This window comes from Streptococcus oralis, assembly GCF_019929345.1.
In the GTDB taxonomy this organism is placed as follows: Bacteria; Bacillota; Bacilli; order Lactobacillales; family Streptococcaceae; genus Streptococcus.
Map to the genome: position 1 here is coordinate 103,514 of NZ_JAHZPJ010000002.1, position 19,333 is coordinate 122,846.

13 protein-coding genes are annotated in these 19,333 nt (G+C 39.9%); 4 read left to right on the top strand and 9 right to left on the bottom strand.

The genetic code is table 11. The annotated features are described in order from the left end of the window. Positions 1-22: 22 nt before the first annotated feature. The 6 genes from K1I97_RS02665 to K1I97_RS02690 form a co-directional block, all read right to left on the bottom strand. Positions 23-3,070: a pneumococcal-type histidine triad protein gene (locus K1I97_RS02665; RefSeq protein ID WP_317628032.1), complete on the bottom strand. Its 3,048-nt coding sequence runs from the start codon at positions 3,068-3,070 to the stop codon at positions 23-25. 13 nt (positions 3,071-3,083) lie between these two features. Then, positions 3,084-4,001 (bottom strand): metal ABC transporter substrate-binding protein, encoded by a 918-nt coding sequence (locus K1I97_RS02670; RefSeq protein ID WP_223331476.1) that lies wholly within the window; start codon positions 3,999-4,001, stop codon positions 3,084-3,086. A gap of 194 nt (positions 4,002-4,195) precedes the next feature. Beyond that, positions 4,196-6,655, bottom strand: a complete 2,460-nt coding sequence (locus tag K1I97_RS02675) for a pneumococcal-type histidine triad protein (RefSeq protein ID WP_223331477.1) — start codon at positions 6,653-6,655, stop codon at positions 4,196-4,198. A gap of 255 nt (positions 6,656-6,910) precedes the next feature. Continuing rightward, positions 6,911-8,644, bottom strand: a complete 1,734-nt coding sequence (gene ptsP / locus K1I97_RS02680; RefSeq protein ID WP_223331478.1) for a phosphoenolpyruvate--protein phosphotransferase — start codon at positions 8,642-8,644, stop codon at positions 6,911-6,913. 5 nt (positions 8,645-8,649) lie between these two features. Continuing rightward, positions 8,650-8,913, bottom strand: a complete 264-nt coding sequence (locus K1I97_RS02685; RefSeq protein WP_000146948.1) for a phosphocarrier protein HPr — start codon at positions 8,911-8,913, stop codon at positions 8,650-8,652. A 464-nt stretch (positions 8,914-9,377) separates the two neighbouring features. Next, positions 9,378-10,598, bottom strand: a complete 1,221-nt coding sequence (locus K1I97_RS02690) for an alpha/beta hydrolase family protein (RefSeq protein WP_223331479.1) — start codon at positions 10,596-10,598, stop codon at positions 9,378-9,380. A gap of 674 nt (positions 10,599-11,272) precedes the next feature. Between K1I97_RS02690 and nrdH the strand changes: the two genes are divergently transcribed. The 4 genes from nrdH (at position 11,273) to K1I97_RS02710 (ending at position 15,795) form a co-directional block, all read left to right on the top strand. After that, positions 11,273-11,491: a glutaredoxin-like protein NrdH gene (gene nrdH / locus K1I97_RS02695; RefSeq protein ID WP_000259240.1), complete on the top strand. Its 219-nt coding sequence runs from the start codon at positions 11,273-11,275 to the stop codon at positions 11,489-11,491. A gap of 81 nt (positions 11,492-11,572) precedes the next feature. Continuing rightward, positions 11,573-13,732, top strand: coding sequence for a class 1b ribonucleoside-diphosphate reductase subunit alpha (gene nrdE / locus K1I97_RS02700; RefSeq protein ID WP_223331480.1), 2,160 nt, complete (start codon positions 11,573-11,575; stop codon positions 13,730-13,732). 192 nt (positions 13,733-13,924) lie between these two features. Then, positions 13,925-14,887: a class 1b ribonucleoside-diphosphate reductase subunit beta gene (gene nrdF, locus K1I97_RS02705; protein WP_223331481.1), complete on the top strand. Its 963-nt coding sequence runs from the start codon at positions 13,925-13,927 to the stop codon at positions 14,885-14,887. Between the two features lie 140 nt (positions 14,888-15,027). Further along, complete coding sequence (locus K1I97_RS02710) at positions 15,028-15,795, top strand: DeoR/GlpR family DNA-binding transcription regulator (protein WP_223331482.1); 768 nt, start codon at positions 15,028-15,030, stop codon at positions 15,793-15,795. A 39-nt stretch (positions 15,796-15,834) separates the two neighbouring features. Here K1I97_RS02710 and lacG read toward each other — a convergent pair whose 3' ends face one another. From lacG to K1I97_RS02725, 3 genes are all read right to left on the bottom strand, one after another. After that, complete coding sequence (gene lacG, locus K1I97_RS02715; protein ID WP_223331483.1) at positions 15,835-17,241, bottom strand: 6-phospho-beta-galactosidase; 1,407 nt, start codon at positions 17,239-17,241, stop codon at positions 15,835-15,837. A 76-nt stretch (positions 17,242-17,317) separates the two neighbouring features. Then, a complete protein-coding gene (locus tag K1I97_RS02720) occupies positions 17,318-19,012 on the bottom strand; it encodes a lactose-specific PTS transporter subunit EIIC (protein ID WP_223331484.1) in 1,695 nt (564 codons plus the stop codon). Then, complete coding sequence (locus K1I97_RS02725; protein ID WP_223331485.1) at positions 19,012-19,329, bottom strand: PTS lactose/cellobiose transporter subunit IIA; 318 nt, start codon at positions 19,327-19,329, stop codon at positions 19,012-19,014. The genes K1I97_RS02720 and K1I97_RS02725 overlap by 1 nt, the downstream gene beginning before the upstream one ends. Between the last annotated feature and the right edge of the window lie 4 nt (positions 19,330-19,333).

The following is a 19,333-nucleotide window of genomic DNA, read 5'->3' on the forward strand; positions in this document are numbered from 1 at the left end:
CTCAGCTACTTCGCCTTTCTTTTTATTCGTTTGGTTGAGCACTTGAGTCAGACTCACTTTGCTCTTGCTTTTCGCTTGCTTGAGATGTCGCTGTTTCACTATCTTTCTCAGACTTAGATTGGTTAGCAGTTTCACTTGATTTTGAACGGAGTTCTTGGTTCAAGCTAATAATCTCTTTAGCTAGAGTAAGGAGGCCTTCTTTATCACTACTTTTGGCTGCGAGTTGATCAAATAGGGCATCAACACGCTCAAAGTCTGCATCTAATCCCTTATTATCCTCAAGGTACTTGTGAAGAGAGAGCAAGACATTATAAAGTTTTTGATAGATGATCACCGTTTGCGGATCTTGTTCTGCCTGTTTTTCCTCTCGTTGGATAGTTGCTGCAATACGGTTCAAAAGTTCCTCAAGCTGTGTCTTGGCTTCATCAAAGTCTGCATTTTCTTTTTCTGTGGCTGCTTTGATATTGGCTGCTTCTTCAGCTAGGGATTGTTTGACACCGTCTTCTTTGACACGTGCTAGGAGTTGGGCAGCTTTTGTTAGAAGAGCATCCACTTCTTCCTTTTTAACATGGCTAACCCGCTCTTCTGGCATAAAATCACCGTAGAGTTCTTTTAGGAATTCATAGATAGCTGTCTTAGCAGTTTGGCTATCCACTTTTTCCGTATCCAGAATGGTTTTGCCAGCTTTTGTAGAAACTGGTTCGTCTTTGAGAGCTTCTTCCACCTCTAGTTTAGTTTGGTAGATGGTTGGGAATAACTTGTTTAAGTCGGTTGCTTTGAGAAAAGATTGCGACTGGTAAAGTTCCCAAGTCAACTTGGCAACACGGTTACGTAGTTCTTCTCTGAGTCGGCCATCAGATACATGTTCGTAGAAATACTTAATGTACTCTACTGTCGTAACCCCTGTCCGATCGCGGAAATCTTGCAAGGCTTGCAGTTTCGCTTCAATCGCATCCAACTCTGTTTCATCTTGTGCTAGTTTCGCATCTTGCAAATGAAGCAAGAGATCCTTCTTAGGCAAACCATAAGTATCTGTATCCAGTGTATTGATCTTATCTACAAGGGCTTGGTATTTCTTGTCCAAAGGTGATGTTTCAACTGGAGACACACTGTGATCCACATGGATATATTGCTTATCAAAGAGATCCAAGGTTGCTAGGTATCCAGCAGTTGAGTTTGTCGCAAGTTTTTTCATGTTCTCGGTAAATTGACCCAAAGCAAGTTCAACCCGTCTCTGCATGATAGGTTTGTCTTTGTAGAGACTTCTGCTATCTGCTAATAGTTGATCAACTTTAGAAAGAACAGTTTGCTCGTCAAAAGCTCCAGGCTGATAGCTTGATTGTAAGGTAGGAATCTTATTCTTTAAAGCAACCTCATAGCCCTTGGTCTGAACCTTAATGTAGTGATTGTGATCACCATGTGGAATGACAAAACTACCATTTTCAACTTGCAAACTATAAGGAGACACATTGTCGCGTAGGGCAGTAGTATAAAGTTCATTTAAGAAATCAAGTTCAGGATCACCTGTCTGCAGCGGTATACGAACATGTTCTTTTCGTACTGCATAGGGATGAATATGAGTAGGATCATAGGCTTGATCCGGATTTCCAAAGACAAAGAATCCATTTGAAATACGAATCGCTTCAAGCGGTACTCCGTAGGTCTGTGAGATATACTTGATTTTTTCTTCATCGCTCGCATCTCTTGAGAAATTTTCCACGGTCTTGGCAAGTGGTTGAACAGGCTCAGACTGACGATTTTCTTTCAAGTGGTTTTGGGCGGCTTTAATTTGAGCATCAGTCAAGTCCTTCTTAAAGAAATAATGAGCGTGATCTCCATGAGAAACTACAAACCCTTGCTCATCTTCACTGACAACGCGTTCAGCTGCAAAGTCGTGATCATGCTCTTCGTCATGATGGTGATTATGGTTCTCTCCATCGTGGTCATGATCTTTATGCTTGGTCCCCTGACTTCCATGGTCACCGTCTTGGTCATGATGATGGTCTTGCTGATCAGGATGTTCTACTGGTTTACTTGGATTTTCCAAAGGTACTGGTTGCCCACTGTCGCTAGCAAGAGGAATCATACGCGCAATCTTTTCTTCCAAAGCAGAAAGCTTTGTATACGGAATGAAATGATAGTGATTTCCATGAGGAATCGCCACGCCACTCGGTGTTCTGCTTGAAATCTTAGCAGGGTCAAAAATTAAGCCATCCGATTCCGCATAACGTTGATTACTTGGAAGTGCATGGAGCTGTTTTAATAGATTCTGAAGGCTCTCTTCTGTATTGCTTGGTGTTTCAGTTTGTTGACTAGAATTAGTGGTTTGACCGATTCCATTTTGACTTGGACGATAGTCAGTCACACTCGGTTGTTTTCTAGTTCCAGAGAGGTAGGCTTGAGCAGCAGCCAATTCACTAGCAGACAAGGAACTCTTTGGAATGTAGTGGTAATGTCCACCATGAGGAACGATATAAGCATCACCAGTGTCCTCTATAATATCAGATGGATTAAAAATATATCCATCATCGGTAGTATAACGTCCTTGTGATCGTGCAAGTGTCACTGCACTGTTAGAAGCTGGCGCATCGTGTGTATGACCTTGTTTTTGGCGCTCAATTTCCTCCTTCGTACGAACGTTATCTGCATATGCCGCATCCTTTAGGTAGACATAATACTTACCATCAACCTTGATAATGTATCCACCTTTGATTTCGTTGACAATATCAGTGTCTTTAAGTTGATAATTGTCATCTTTCATCAAGAGTTCTTCACTGAAAATCGCATCAAAAGGAACTTTACCATTGTAATAATGGAAATGATCACCGTGTGATGTCACATAACCTTGATCGGTAATTTTCACGACAATTTGTTCTGCTTGAATATCTTCTTTTTTGCTAACTTGATCTGGTGTTTGGGACTCTGTTTTTTGAGAGTCTTGCTTCCCATCGACATAAGACACACGGTTATTATTGTTGTTTCCTTCTACTTGATGTTGATTCAATGCATAGATGCAAAGACTTAGGGAAAGGACTAAAGCCGATCCCACCGCAAGATACTTTTTCTTCATTTTCATAATCTCCTCATTTTAATTCTTCTGCAAGAACATTCATATTTTCTTCTAGGTTTTCTAAGTACGTTTTGTCGTTTTCAGGGTCTGCTTCCAAAGGATTGAGTGTCTTTAGATTAACTCCTGTTGATTTGACCAAGGTCTCAGCGACTTTAGAAGAAGCGTTACTTTCTGTAAAAATCGTCTTAACCTTATAGGTCTTAACGAATTCTTGAATTTCTGTTAGTTGTCTCGGACTTGGCTCTTGTTCAGGGGAAATCCCTGCTATACCAAGTTGTTTCAAACCAAAGCGTTTAGCGAGATAAGAAAAGGCTGTGTGTTGTGTAACAAAGGTCTTTTGACTCGCTTTTTCAAAAATAGGCTGGTACTTCTTAGTCAATTCTTGGGCTTTAGCGATAAAGTTTTTGGCATTCTTTTGATAAGTTTCCTTATTGGCGCTATCAAGCTCCGAAAGTTTATCCGCAATAATCTGCGCCTCTTCACCTGCTTTTTCAGGATCTAACCAAGTGTGAGGATCGTAGAGTGTTTTTTCATCAATACCGTCACCAGCTTCTACATCTTCCAAACCTGGTACACGCTCCAACATCATTCCTTCAGAAGCTTCTAAAACTTTAACTTTTGAGTTTTTCAAGTTTGGATCTAGACTTCCAGCCCAAGACTCGAGCGTATGAGAATGGTAGACAAAGACATCCGCGTCATAAATAGCAGCAATGTCATTTGCTGAAGGTTCAAAGGAGTGAATCCCGTTACTTGACTGAATCATCCGTACATCATTCAAGTCCCCCGATACCTCTTTGACCATGGCATAGATTGGATAAAAACTTGTTACAATCTTCATCCCTTTTGATTCTTGTTTTTCTTTTTGGCTACATGCTCCTAAAACAAGAACCAACAGACTTGTCATTAATAATAGGAATGTTCTTTTTTTCATCATTACTCCTTAACTAGTATTTAACCATTTAATTAACTAGTAAATAGTTTATCTTTATTTACACTATATGTCAAGATATTTTGCACATTTTCATGAAAAAAATGAGAACTAGAACTCACATTCTGCTCTCATTTTCGATTAATCTTTTCTAGTTCTCCTATCCTGTTTTTAGGAGCTAGAAAATGCTACTACCTTTACTTACTCTCCTTTAATAAAGCCAACAACTTTTCAGCTTCAGCCATAATGGTATTGTTGTCCTGTGCACCAAATAGCAGGTTATTTTTTAAGCCGGTGAGAGTTTCTTTGGCATTGGACTTGATAATGGGGTCTTGGATCTTTGCAAGCAGCTCTTCAGCCTCTCTTAATTTCGCTTCAACCTTTTCAGTCTCGACCTGAGGCTCTTCTGGCTCCTCTGGTGATTCTTCGCGTGGCTTTTCTTCTTCAGGATTGTCTGTCTGAGGTTTCTCCTCGTTTGGTTTTTCCGTTTGATTGGTATCAGCTTGGCCATTTTGGTTTCTTTGAACATGGTCACTTGCATTTCCCCAACCACTATCTGAATGCGGACGTTCGTTTGGATGTTCGACATAGTACTTGACAGTCGCAAAGAGATCTTCTAGACTATACCCCTTAGGTGCCTCATAAAGTCCCTCGTCAAACCACTCAAATTTGATATTATGGTAATGGTTATAATGAGGAATAATCAAGCTTCCGTTTTTAACTTCCACAGTATGTTGGAGATTGTAAGGCATATGATCAAGTGGAACCTTCTTAGCTGCTTTCACTCGATTGTAGATTGCTTCTGCTCCTTTAGCTTCCGTATTTCCTGAATCCTGATGGTCTGTCGAAGGAGGGGTCAAACCTTTCTCTTTAGCATAAGCCTGGGCTGCCGCTCTTTCGGCTTCAGACAAACTATCTTTTTTAATCCAATGACTGTGGGTCATATGTGGAGTTACATAGGCATCCCCCTCATCACTGGTGATATCACGAGGATCAAAGATATAGCCATCTTCTGTTGTATACTTGCCTGCCAACTTGGCTACCTGAATCTCATCATCAGTGTAGGCAATTTGCGCATTTGGTTTTCCTAGACGTTCTGGATGACGAATCGGCGCTAGGAAGGCGAGGATATCATCCACCAACTTAGCTTTATCACTTGAGGCATCGTTGAGTCGTTCCAACAGTTTATCCAAAGCGTCAAAATCAGCTTGGCGACCTTTATTATCAAGTAAGTCTTGATGAACTCTTGCTAGTAAATCATAAGCCTTATTGTAAAATCCTCGATTAGCAGATGGGAGGTTGCTGTTCTTAGCTTCGAGTTTATGAGCTAAACTTTCTTGCTTGGTGAGTTTACTATCAATGGCTGCAGTAGTTTCTGCTGAAAGTTCCTTGGCAGGAATATAACGAGAGATGCCATTCTCCTCAAATACATAGCCATTAGCTACTTTTCGAATCGCCTGTTTAACCAATTTTTCGTCAATTGGATTGCTTGGAGCTGGTTGAGGATTTGGTGCAGGTTGCGGATTCGGTTGTGGACTTGATTGTTCTGGTCTTGAATCCGGCACCCAATGGTTCGAACGATAGCGAAGCGGGATGATGCGAGCGATTCGTTCTTCCAATTCAGACATCTGTGAATAAGGGATGAAATGGTAATGGTTCCCATGAGGTACAGCTACACCTCTAGCTGTTCGACTTGTAATTTGTGCTGGATCAAAAACAAGGCCATCAGATTCCACATGTCGTTGGCTCAAAGACAGTTTGTAGAGCTGTCTCAAAAGACCATCAATATCATCACTTTGACTTGCTTGACTATCGTCACTACTGTTGTTAGATGTGTTCGTGTTCGTATAGCCACTGCCTTGGTTATTATAGGATGGGCTCCATCTATCTACATCGCTGCTAGCACTGTTGTTATTGGTACGGCGATAAGTAGGCGTTTTTGATTGGCCACTTCTACCAGTTAGGAAGGCTTCTGCTGCAGCCAATTCGCTGGCTGATAACTCACTCTTAGGAATGTAATGGTAATGATCGCCATGAGGGACGATATAAGCATCACCAGTATCTTCAATGATATCAGAGGCATTAAAGATATAACCATCATCTGTAGTATAGCGTCCTTGCGAACGTGCCAAGGCTACCGCACCATCGTTTGCTGAAGTTCCTCCTTCACGATGCTGACTATGCTCTTGTTTTTGCCGATTGATTTCTTCTTTTGTACGGACATTATCCGCATGGGCTGCATCCTTAAGGTAAACATAGTATTTTCCATCTACCTTGATAACATAACCACCCTTGACTTCACTGACAATATCCTCATCTTTTAGCCTATAGTTTGGATCCTTCATCAGTAACTCTTCACTGATAATAGCATCATAAGGGACCTTGCCATTATAGTAATGATAGTGATCTCCGTGTGAAGTGACATAACCCTGGTCTGTTATCTTGATGACGATTTGTTCGGCATTAATGCCTTCACGTTTGCTGACTTCATCAGGAGTCAGATTCTCCGTTTTTTGTGCCGCTTGTTTTCCATCTATGTAGGAAACACGATTATTTTCCTTGACCGTTCTGGCTTGATACAGTCCCAATTCATAAGAACAGACACTTAAAATTAAAGCTGCCGCAGAACCAGCAAGGTATTTTTTATTAATTTTCATCGAAACTCTCTTTCTTTTTTATATTTCTAGTTGCAATTCATTTCTAAATTGCAGAAACTCCTCTCTATTACTTAACTGGTTAATAGTTTACTCTTAAATTTGCAACTTGTCAAGAATTTTATGAACCAGTTAAGTACTTTTTTATTCTGACCACAATTTTCTCAAGATTGGACTTTATATAAGAAAGATTAGCTTAAAAATTCTTTTAAAAATATCAAAAAAAGTCCCTGCAACTGAGTTGCAAGGGCTTTTCAATTAATCAAAATTAACGTATTCTTTTTGAAGTTCAAGAACTTCTTCCATTGTTGAGCATTCTGTAAGGGCACGATTTGCGTACTCTTCCATCTTAGCTGTATCCAATTTCTTCATCAAGCTACGTGTACGAAGTACAGATGTTGCTGACATAGAGAACTCATCCAAGCCCATTCCGACAAGAAGTGGAACAGCTTGTTGGTCACCAGCCATCTCACCACACATACCTGCCCATTTACCTTCAGCATGAGCTGCTTTGATAACATTGTTAATCAAACGTAGGATTGATGGGTTGTATGGTTGGTAAAGGTATGAAACTTGTTCGTTCATACGGTCTGCTGCCATTGTGTATTGGATCAAGTCGTTTGTACCAATTGAGAAGAAGTCAACTTCTTTAGCAAATTGGTCTGCAAGCATGGCTGCTGCAGGGATCTCGATCATGATACCAACTTGGATATCATCCGCAACTGCAACTCCTTCAGCAAGAAGGTTTGCTTTTTCTTCGTCAAAGACTGCTTTCGCTGCACGGAATTCTTTCAAGAGTGCAACCATCGGGAACATGATACGCAATTGACCGTGAACTGATGCACGAAGAAGGGCACGGATTTGTGTGCGGAACATAGCATCTCCAGTCTCAGAGATAGAGATACGAAGGGCACGGAATCCAAGGAATGGGTTCATTTCATGAGGCATATCGAAGTAAGGAAGTTCCTTATCTCCACCGATATCCATTGTACGAACAACAACAGGTTTACCGTTCATTCCTTCAAGTACAGCCTTGTAAGCTTCGTACTGCTCATCTTCTGTTGGGAAGTCTTGAGAATCCATGTACAAGAACTCTGTACGGTAAAGGCCAACAGCTTCAGCGCCATTGTCATTGACACCTTCAACGTCTTTTGGAGTACCGATGTTGGCAGCCAATTCAAAGTGTTTACCATCAGCAGTCACTGTTTGTGCATCTTTCAAGAGTGCCCATTCAGCTTTTTGCTTCGCATAAGCTTCACCAGCAGCCTTGAATTCAGCCGCTTGCTCATCAGTCGGGTTGATAATAACCTCACCAGTGATACCGTTAACGGCAAGAATGTCACCATCTTTAACGATTTCAGTGATGTTGTTTGTACCCAATACAGCAGCAATTTCAAGCGTACGTGCCATGATAGCTGAGTGGCTTGTACGTCCACCGATGTTGGTTACAAAAGCTTTAACAAAGTTTTTGTCCAATTGAGCTGTATCAGAAGGAGTCAAGTCATGTGCAATGACGATCACTTCTTCATTGATAGAAGCTGGGTTTGGCAATTTTTTACCAAGAAGGTTTGCCAATACACGTTTTGTCACGTCGCGGATATCCGCTGCACGTTCTTGCATGTATGGGTTGTCTTCCATACCTTCAAAGATAGTGATAAACATGTCTGTCACTTCTTTCAGACCTGCTTCTGCATTCACTTTCTTCGCACGGATTGTTTCCTTGATTTGGCTGATCATTTCTGGGTCAGCAAGAACCATCAAGTGAGCGTCAAAAACTTGAGCTGCTTCTTCCCCTAGCGTACCTACTGCTTTCTCACGAATAACAGAAAGCTCGTCTTGTGATGCTTGTAGAGCGACATCAAGGCGAGCTTCTTCTGCGTTTGTATCTTCGACTGTAACAGTCTCAAATGACAAATCCGGTTGAACGAGTAGATATGCTTTTGCAACTGCAACACCGTCAGATGCTGCGATTCCTTTAAGCATTTCTGTCATTTTCCTTATGCCAATCCTTCTTTTTCCATAGTTTCAGTGATAGCAGCGATTGCGTCGTCAGCATCCGCACCTTCAGCTGAAATTGTAACGTCAGCGCCTTGGCCAACACCAAGACTCATAACACCCATGATAGATTTAAGGTTTACTGATTTACCTTTGTACTCAAGAGTGATATCTGAAGCAAATTTGCTAGCTGTTTGAACCAACAATGTTGCTGGACGTGCGTGAATACCTGTTTCTGCCACTACGTGGAAATCTTTAGAAGCCATAGTTTGACTCTCCTTTAAGTGTTTTCTATTTGAGTTATATGTGATAACCCTTACAAGACTGTATTATATCATCTTCAAGATAATTTTTCAAGTATTTTATGGACTTTTACTGAAAATGAAATTACTTCTTTTTCTATTATAATGAGCACTCTAGCAATTAAATAGCATATCTAAACACTAATTGTTCAAAAATGTTATCATCAAAATTCAATTTTCAAAGCTATTTTCTCTTAATATCAATCAGAAGACAATCCTAGTAAATAATGAAAAAATAATACTATTTTGTTATAATTAATATAACTCAGCCAACCTATTATTTGAAAAGACTTCATTAAATACTGAAATTCTAAAACCTACTCTTACCATCAACAGTAGAGAATTTATTCAATTTGCTACTTAAAGTAAGATAGGCTTGTAGCACCTAACAGTAAAAATGTAGATATATCTAAGTAGTATAAGTAGAACTAAAACTTTGATTGATTCCATTCAAATAAAGTATCCAACCAATCAAAAACGACATTATGGGCGAGTCTTAAATTATTGACTTGGCAATGAGCGTCCGCACCACTTTCCGCCTCAAATACTTGAAGTTTAGTTTGTTGATTTTTAGATTTAAGTGATTCATAAATTACCTTAGTTTGATGCTGCAGTTCAGCACCCTCACCCTTTCCCATGATAAACAGGCATGGGCATTGAATTTTTTGATAATCTACAATATTTGCATAGTTAAATACATCATCAATAGCACTCTTAAAATCAGAAGTACCAAACTGCCATGCATACTTTTTAAGATTTAAATTTGCTGATTCATTCAAATTTCCAGCTAATTTTAAAATGGCATTTATTAACCAACTAGGTGCTTTCAAACTTGATCCAAATTCTTTTCTGAAAAGTTCTGCAACGTCGTAAATAGGGGTACTAGCAATCCAAGCATGAATTCTTGGATCCTTTTCGACAGCTTGTGCGGTAAAATATCCCCCTCCGCTGACACCATAAATAGCTAAATAATTTAGTTTAGGATTTCTATTTTCCAACCAGTCTATGCATAATGAAATTGGAATAGAAGCATCCACATCAAAGACCAGCCCTCTACTAGGATTGCTCCCTTGACCAGGAAGATCAACCATTAAAACATTATAATTTCGTATCCATCCAGGATATCCTGCAAAGTAAAATAAATCTTCGCGATAAGTATCACCTCCACCAATCATGATTAGCGTTGGACAATTATCGCCGCTATGAAGATAATACCCAGGCAAGTAAGAACCCTGATAGGGAATAGTTAGTTTTTCAATCGGTGCACCTAGTGAATGAATTGCACTAGAAAACACCTTCTCCATTTGACGAACGGTCAGTAAATACTCGTCAGAAAATGGATCGGTAAACTGAATTGCCGAGCGAAGTGAGTAGGTCTGTGCAAGATAATACTGCGCCTTTGTTTGTTCACTCAATCCTGAATTACTTGCTTCTTGTTCAAGGTAGTTTACATGCGATAAAAATACATTTTTCCAGTCATCAGGCTTTGGTGAGTTCCCCAATCTTTGAGCAAGATAATAAAGCTCTCCATGAGAGAAACCAAAAATTTCACCGATTCCTAACAACCAATTAAAGAAAAAATCCGTATCACCATTCTTAAAAAATATTTGAGTTGATTGCCGTTTTAAAATAACATCATTTTCTTTCACCACGCGCCTCCTGATTTGCATTCTTTCATTTATTAATCTATTAATCCTATTTCCCTAACAACATTATGCTATATATTTCCACAGTAAGTATAAGTTTCTAAAGTGAATAACTCTATTCTAATAGTTTTTGCATATTCAACATTTATCTAACTCATCTACTGTCTTTTATATTTTTTAAATAGTCGATATACCTAAATATCGTAATCGCTATAAACTCTTTTCATAGCTTCATTTTTAAATTTATTCCTATCTATAAGTTCTATGGTCACTACTAGTATACCACATAAAGCGAATACTTCCCAAAAATTACAGTTATATACTCTCTATCAAGAATACGAAATTCATAATCTATTTGGATGAATGCAGTATAATCTAACATCTTCATTTTAGTTATCTTTTAAATATTTTAATACAAAATATAGGGACATCTTGTGCAGAGACTTTCTTTTTTTCATTAATATTACAGTTTCAGTTTTGTTAAAGCATTGTCTCCGCTAAACTTATTCATGCTCTTACGATTTTTGCCATTTTCAACTTCTTTCAAAAACCACTATATCTTGTATTTCAATTTTAAAACTGTAACTTTTAGGCACAAGATTTAGTTTAAAAAGTTTGACAAAGTTTTTTTTTCTGATATACTAAGAAAGTAATCAAATTTTATGAGGAGTTACGGAATGGTAACGGTTTATTCTAAAAATAATTGTGTACAATGTAAAATGACCAAACGTTTCTTGGATAGCAACAATGTCGCTTATCGTGAGATCAATCTCGACGAGCAACCTGAGTATATTGATCAGGTTAAAGAGCTCGGTTTCAGTGCTGCTCCTGTTATCCAAACACCAACTGAAGTCTTTTCAGGCTTCCAACCAGGAAAACTGAAACAATTAGCATAATCTTAGTACATCATCCAGAAGAAACTCGCTTCTAGGGCTAACTTAGAAGCCTTTCTTTTGTAATTAGATAAGGGAAATTTTATGGGATTAAAACATCTTGAGGACGTAACTTACTTCCGTCTCAATAACGAAATCAACCGTCCTGTTAATGGACAAATCATGCTTCATAAAGACAAAGAAGCCTTGGATGCCTTCTTTAAAGAAAATGTAGTTCCAAATACTATGGTTTTTGGTTCAATTACTGATAAGATCAACTACCTCATTGAGCACAACTACATCGAAACTGCATTTCTCAAGAAATACCGTCCAGAGTTCTTGGAAGAATTGCACCAATTTATCAAGGATCAAAACTTCCAATTTAAGTCATTTATGGCTGCCTATAAGTTTTACAATCAGTACGCCTTGAAAACTAACGACGGTGAATACTATCTTGAAAGCATGGAAGACCGTGTCTTCTTTAATGCCCTTTATTTCGCTGACGGTGATGAAGCAATCGCGACTGATATTGCCAATGAAATCATCCACCAACGCTACCAACCAGCTACTCCTTCCTTTTTGAACGCAGGTCGTGCTCGTCGTGGAGAGTTGGTATCTTGTTTCTTGATTCAAGTAACTGATGACATGAACTCTATCGGACGTTCTATCAACTCTGCTCTTCAACTTTCTCGTATCGGTGGTGGTGTGGGAATTTCTCTCAGCAACCTTCGTGAAGCTGGCGCACCTATCAAAGGTTATGAAGGAGCAGCTTCTGGTGTCGTTCCAGTTATGAAACTCTTCGAAGACAGTTTCTCCTACTCAAACCAACTTGGTCAACGTCAAGGTGCTGGTGTTGTCTACCTCAACGTCTTTCACCCAGATATCATCGCCTTCCTTTCCACTAAGAAAGAAAATGCTGATGAAAAAGTTCGTGTAAAGACCCTTTCACTTGGTGTTGTAGTACCCGATAAATTCTACGAATTAGCTCGTAAAAATGAAGAAATGTACCTCTTCAGCCCATACTCTGTAGAGCTTGAGTATGGTGTACCGTTCAACTACATCGACATCACTGAAAAATACGATGAATTGGTCGCAAATCCAAACATCCGCAAGACAAAAATTAAGGCGCGTGATTTGGAAACGGAAATCTCTAAATTGCAACAAGAGTCTGGCTACCCTTATGTCGTCAACATTGATACAGCTAACCGTACAAATCCAATTGATGGAAAAATCATCATGAGTAACTTGTGTTCTGAGATTCTCCAAGTCCAAGAACCAAGCTTGATCAACGATGCTCAAGAATTCCTTCAAATGGGAACAGACGTATCATGTAATCTTGGATCAACAAATGTGGTCAACATGATGACTTCACCTGACTTTGGTCGCTCTATTCGAGCTATGGTTCGTGCCCTTACTTTCGTTACAGATAGTTCACACATCGTAGCTGTTCCTACTATCGACCACGGAAATAGCTTGGCCCACACCTTTGGTCTTGGTGCCATGGGACTTCATAGTTACCTTGCCCAACAACTCATCGAATACGGATCACCTGAGTCAATTGAATTTACAAGCATCTACTTTATGCTTATGAACTACTGGACCTTGGTAGAGTCAAACAATATCGCTCGCGAACGTGGTATCACCTTCCACAACTTTGAAAAATCAGACTATGCTAACGGAAGCTACTTCGACAAGTATGTAACTGGCGAATTTGTTCCAAAATCAGACCGTGTTAAAGAACTCTTCAAAGATGTCTTTATCCCGAGCGCTACTGACTGGGCTGAACTTCGCGAAAAGGTTCAAGCAGACGGACTTTACCATCAAAACCGTCTTGCTGTAGCGCCAAATGGTTCTATCAGTTACATCAACGACGTTTCTGCTTCTATCCACCCGATTACGCAACGTATCGAAGAACGTCAGGAAAAGAAAATTGGTAAGATCTACTACCCTGCTGCAGGTTTGTCAACAGATACTATTCCTTACTACACTTCTGCTTACGACATGGATATGCGTAAGGTGATTGATGTTTACGCTGCTGCTACTGAACACGTGGACCAAGGGCTTTCACTCACTCTCTTCATGCGTAGCGACATTCCAAAAGGTCTTTACGAATGGAAGAAAGAAAACAAACAAACGACACGTGACTTGTCTATCCTTCGTAACTATGCCTTTAACAAGGGTATCAAGTCTATCTACTACGTCCGTACCTTTACGGACGACGGTGGGGAAGTTGGTGCTAACCAATGTGAAAGCTGTGTAATTTAATTTTTAACTGAGGCAACCACATTTTCTCAGACTACTGATTAAGTTACCCGCCAGACAAAACTTGATAAGTATCTGAATACTATGAAAAATGAAAAGTCGGTCTCCCGACTTTTTGTGCGATACTCTTCTCAGACTATGATAAAATAGAGAGGATTCGACAATCGCATTATTACATACAGAAAGAGATTTCAAATGGAAACTTACTACAAAGCCATTAACTGGAATGCCATCGAAGATGTTATCGACAAATCAACTTGGGAAAAGCTGACGGAGCAATTCTGGCTCGATACGCGAATCCCCTTGTCAAATGACCTAGACGACTGGAGAAAACTATCAAACAAAGAAAAAGACTTAGTTGGAAAAGTCTTTGGTGGTTTGACCCTTTTGGATACCATGCAATCTGAAACAGGGGTTCAAGCACTTCGATCGGACATCCGTACACCGCATGAGGAAGCTGTTTTCAACAACATCCAGTTTATGGAATCTGTCCACGCAAAATCCTATTCTTCTATCTTTTCAACCTTGAATACCAAGGCTGAAATCGAAGAAATCTTTGAATGGACCAACACTAACCCCTACCTACAAAGAAAAGCGGAAATTATCAATGAAATCTATCTCAATGGTAGCCCGCTAGAAAAGAAGGTTGCCAGTGTCTTTCTTGAAACCTTCCTCTTCTACTCTGGTTTCTTTACACCACTCTACTATCTCGGTAACAACAAACTGGCTAACGTTGCGGAAATCATCAAACTGATCATTCGTGATGAGTCTGTTCACGGAACCTACATTGGTTACAAATTCCAACTTGGTTTCAACGAATTGCCTGAAGAAGAGCAAGAAAAACTCAAAGAATGGATGTACGACCTGCTCTACACCCTCTACGAGAACGAAGAGGGCTATACAGAAAGCCTCTATAACGGTGTTGGCTGGACTGAGGAAGTCAAAACCTTCCTTCGTTACAATGCCAATAAAGCCCTTATGAACCTAGGACAAGATCCACTCTTCCCAGATTCAGCTGATGATGTCAACCCAATCGTCATGAATGGAATCTCAACAGGAACTTCTAACCACGACTTCTTCTCTCAAGTCGGAAATGGTTACCTCCTTGGTGAAGTTGAAGCCATGCAAGACGAGGATTACAACTACGGTTTAGACTAATTTGACCAATCATTCAAAGTATCATGGTTTGTTTAAATAAACTATGATATTTTTGTTTTTGTTTTATTTTGTTCTTTTTCTATTTGATTGATTGAGCGTTTTATGGTAAGATAATAATAGTAGAAATCGAGGTGATAAGGATGCTAAAGCAAGAAAAACTAGATAGTATTCTAGAAGCAGTAAACACAAAAGGTACCATTACTGTAAAAGAAATTATGGAGAGTCTTGATGTGTCAGATATGACAGCTCGCCGCTACTTACAAGAATTGGCAGATAAGGATTTGCTGGTTCGTGTGCACGGTGGCGCTGAAAAACTTCGTACAGGTTCTCTCTTAAACAACGAACGCTCAAATATCGAAAAACAAGGCTTGCAGATTGCTGAAAAACAAGAAATTAGCCGTTTTGCAGGTCATTTGATTGACGAAGGTGAAACTATTTTTATCGGGCCAGGAACAACCTTAGAATGTTTTGCTCGTGAGCTCCCAATTGATAATATTCGTGTCGTAACAAACAGTCTTCCAGTCTTTCTCATCCTAAACGAACGAAAACTAACAGATTTGATTTTGATTGGCGGAAATTATCGCTCTATCACTGGTGCTTTTGTAGGGACACTTACCTTGCAGGATTTGACCAATCTTCAGTTTTCTAAGGCTTTTGTTAGCTGTAATGGTATTAAGGATAAGGCAATTGCTACTTTCAGTGAAGAAGAGGGCGAGGTACAACGAATCGCCTTGAACAATGCCAATAAAAAATACTTACTGGCAGACCACAGTAAGTTTAATAAGTTTGATTTTTACAATTTCTACAATATCTCAGAAATTGATACCATCGTTTCAGATTCTAAACTGAGTCAAGAAACATTTGAAGACCTGTCGAAACAAACAACCATTCTTTTATCAAAACCATAAAAATTCCCCTGCCTTTTGGCGGGGAATTTTTGTTGAATTTTAATCAATAAGCTGCGTCTCAGCTAGTTTTTTATACCAGTGAGCCGATTTCTTTGGATAGCGCTCCTGGGTTTCAAAATCAACATAGAAGAGTCCATAACGCTTTTCATAGCCATTTGACCAAGAAAAGACATCCATCAGCGACCAGATAAAGTAGCCTTTGACATTGGCTCCATCAGAGATTGCATCTGCAATCACTTCCATATGTTTCTTAACATAATCAATCCGTCCGTCATCGTAGACTGTCCCATCCACAAACTCATCTTTGTATCCGAGACCATTCTCTGTGATGTAGATTTTCTTGTAATTTGGGTAATCTTTCTTCACGCGCATGATTTGATCATATAAACCTTGAGGGTAGATAATCCAATCCCAATCCGTACGTGGTACATAATCAGGAGCTACACGACGACCAACACCTTTGATTTGGTATTTAGAGCTTCCTTTCTCACCTTTACCATTATGGATAATTTCAGTTTCTCCATCAAAGGCTTCCATCCAGTCACTCATATAGTAGTTGATTCCTAGGAAATCATTCAAGTCTTTTGCAGCTTCTAATGCTATGAAATCTTCTTCACGAAGATCTAAACTACCACCATTGACTGCTAAGATATGGTTGACACCTTCCATGGTTTCTTCAGAATATCGTCCTAAATAAGTCGCATCTAGGATAAATTTGTTGTGAATGATATCTTCTAACTCAGCTGCACGAACATCTGCTGGATTATCTGTATTCAGAGGATACTTAGTAGGCAGGGCATGAACCACACCAATTTCACCTTTATAACCTTTATCTTTATATAGCTTGACTGCACGCGCATGCGACACCATCATATTGTGATGAGATTGGAAGACTTTGGCAAGGTCGTACTGGACACCTGGAGGGAACTTCCCAACCAAATACTGACCATCTCCTATCGGTCCAATTTCATTGAATGTTGTCCAATAGTTTACTTCTGGAAATTCTTCAAAACAGAAGGCCGCATAATCCACAAAGTGATCAATGTTTTCTCTGTTCAGGAAATCTCCGTTTGAATGAAGCGCCTCTGGCGTGTCAAAGTGATGGAGGGTCACGAAGGGCTCAACATGCCGTTTGTGGCACTCTGCAAATAGATTATGATAGAACTCAACTCCCTTGGCATTGACTTTCCCGTAACCAGTTGGAAAGATACGTGACCAAGCGATTGAAATACGGATACCATTGACACCATACTCTTCTGCTAGTTTGAGGTCAACTGGGTATTTGTGGTAGAAATCACTGGCTAGTTCAGCAGTGTACCAGTAGTTATCTTTGAGGTATTTGTCCCAGGCAACTGGTCCTTTACCATCGGTATTGGTCGCACCTTCTGCTTGATAGGCTGCTGTTGCCCCGCCAAAAATAAAGTCTTTTGGAAGTGTTTTTGTCATTTGATTTACCTTTCAAGAAATAGAAATGAGATGGAGATAGAGTTGGGAGGAGTTTCGCCATCTCACTTCTAAAATTTTATTGTTCAAATTGCGCTTGAACAAAGGCAAGAGCGCCTTTTCCATCGCGAGTCAATTTAATGTATTGGCCACCTTCTGTCTTGGCAAGTTTGATACCAAGCTTGTCGGTTTCAGCCTTCATGTCTTCGAAGTTTGAAGCAACTTGAGGAGCAAGGATAACCAGATCAAACTCAGGTAACATTTCACGGTGAGCTCCATAGCCACCAGCTGCTGCTTTAACAGGAACCTTGTACTCCGCAGCTGCCTTGTTTAGAGCATTTGCAAGGAGACCACTTGTACCTCCTCCTGCACAGAGAACGAGAACATTTGTTTCCTCAGTAATTGTGTTTTGCGCTGCTTCTACACCTGCTTTTTCAAGAATCGCATCTGCTTTGGCAGTATTGAAATTTGCAGCTACTTTTTCTTTCAATTCATCATTGGCTTTACCAGAACGCTCTTCTTCAAGAATTTGTTCATCATAAACCTTGAGGAATGGATAGTAAATGACAATGTCAACAACGATTAGGAGGGCAGCAAGAATGAACGACAGAACTTGGAAGTTTGTACCGAGAACAATACCGAGCGGACCTGGTGTTGTCCAAGGAAGGTTGGCTGTAAATGAGTTCATGCCAAGCGTCTCAATGAAGAATTTAAAGATCCATACGTTGGCAATTGGCGCAAAGATAAATGGAATAAAGAAAATCGGGTTCAAGACAAGCGGTGCACCAAACAGAATTGGTTCATTCACACCAAAGAAGGTTGGTACTACTGAAGCACGTCCGATTGCACGGTTACGTTTTGATTTTGTTAACCACATGAACATGAATGGAACAACCAGTGTCGCACCCGTACCACCCATGGTAACGATAAACATTTGTGTACCTGAAGTAAGGATCTTGTCTGCATGCATCCCTTGTTGAAGAAGGTTTAAGTTGACTTCAGCATTTGCATAGGTAATCGCTGCGATTGCAGGCTCGACAATGGAAGGACCATGGATACCCACAAACCAGAAGAAGGCAAAGGCCCCAAAGATAATGGTAATACCCAGATAGCCATCCGCGGCTGAGAATAATGGTGCAAAGAATTTACCGATTGATTCAGCTACGCTTGCACCAACAAAATGACGAGCTAGTAAATCAAGGACGTAAAGAGAAACAACTGAAAGAGTGAATGGAATCACATCTTTAAAGACTTGTGAGATATTGGGTGGAACTTCGTCAGGCATGCGAATAGTGACGTTATTCTTAACACAAACCTTATAGATTGCTACGGTAACAAAGGCAGCAAGAAAGGCTGAAAGCAATCCTTTTGTCCCAAGGAAACCTGTCGCGAAACCACCTTCAATCGGATCAGCTGCCAACATCAACAAACCAACAATCGCAGCCAAAAGTGTTGACATATAGTTGATTTGGTTGGTTTTCTCCATGCTACGGTTGACTGAGTCCGTCAATGACTTGGCAGTTGTACCAGCAACCAAGAGAGCCAAAATTCCCATTGAATAGCTGTAAGGTTTCATCAGAAAGGTTACAACTTCATCAGACCATTTAAAACCCCATGAGTTCGGAACAAAGGCAATCAAGATAAAGATACTTGAGAAGAGAATAACTGGCATTCCAGCAATGAAACCATCACGAATAGCGCGAAGGTAGATATTACGAGACAGTTTTTCAAAGAAAGGCTTTCCTTTCTCGATAAAAGCAATTAGTTTGTTCATTACTTAACTCCTCTCTTGTAGAGTTCGATTAAATGGTGCATCAAATCTTTGAGCAAGATAGTTGTCATCAAGTGATCTTGACCGTGCATCATGGTCACACTATAAGCCAAGTCTTCACCAGCTGCCTCCTTGGTCAATAGACTTGTTTGCGCGTGATGAGCATCGGCGATACAGCCACCAGCTTCCTCAACTAAGCTATCCGCTTTCGCAAAATTACCAGCTTCAGCGGCCTTCAAGGCTTCCAATAGTTTTGATCGAGCATCGCCAGCATAGGCAACAATTTCAAAACCTAATAATGTTACTTCTTCTCTATTCATGATA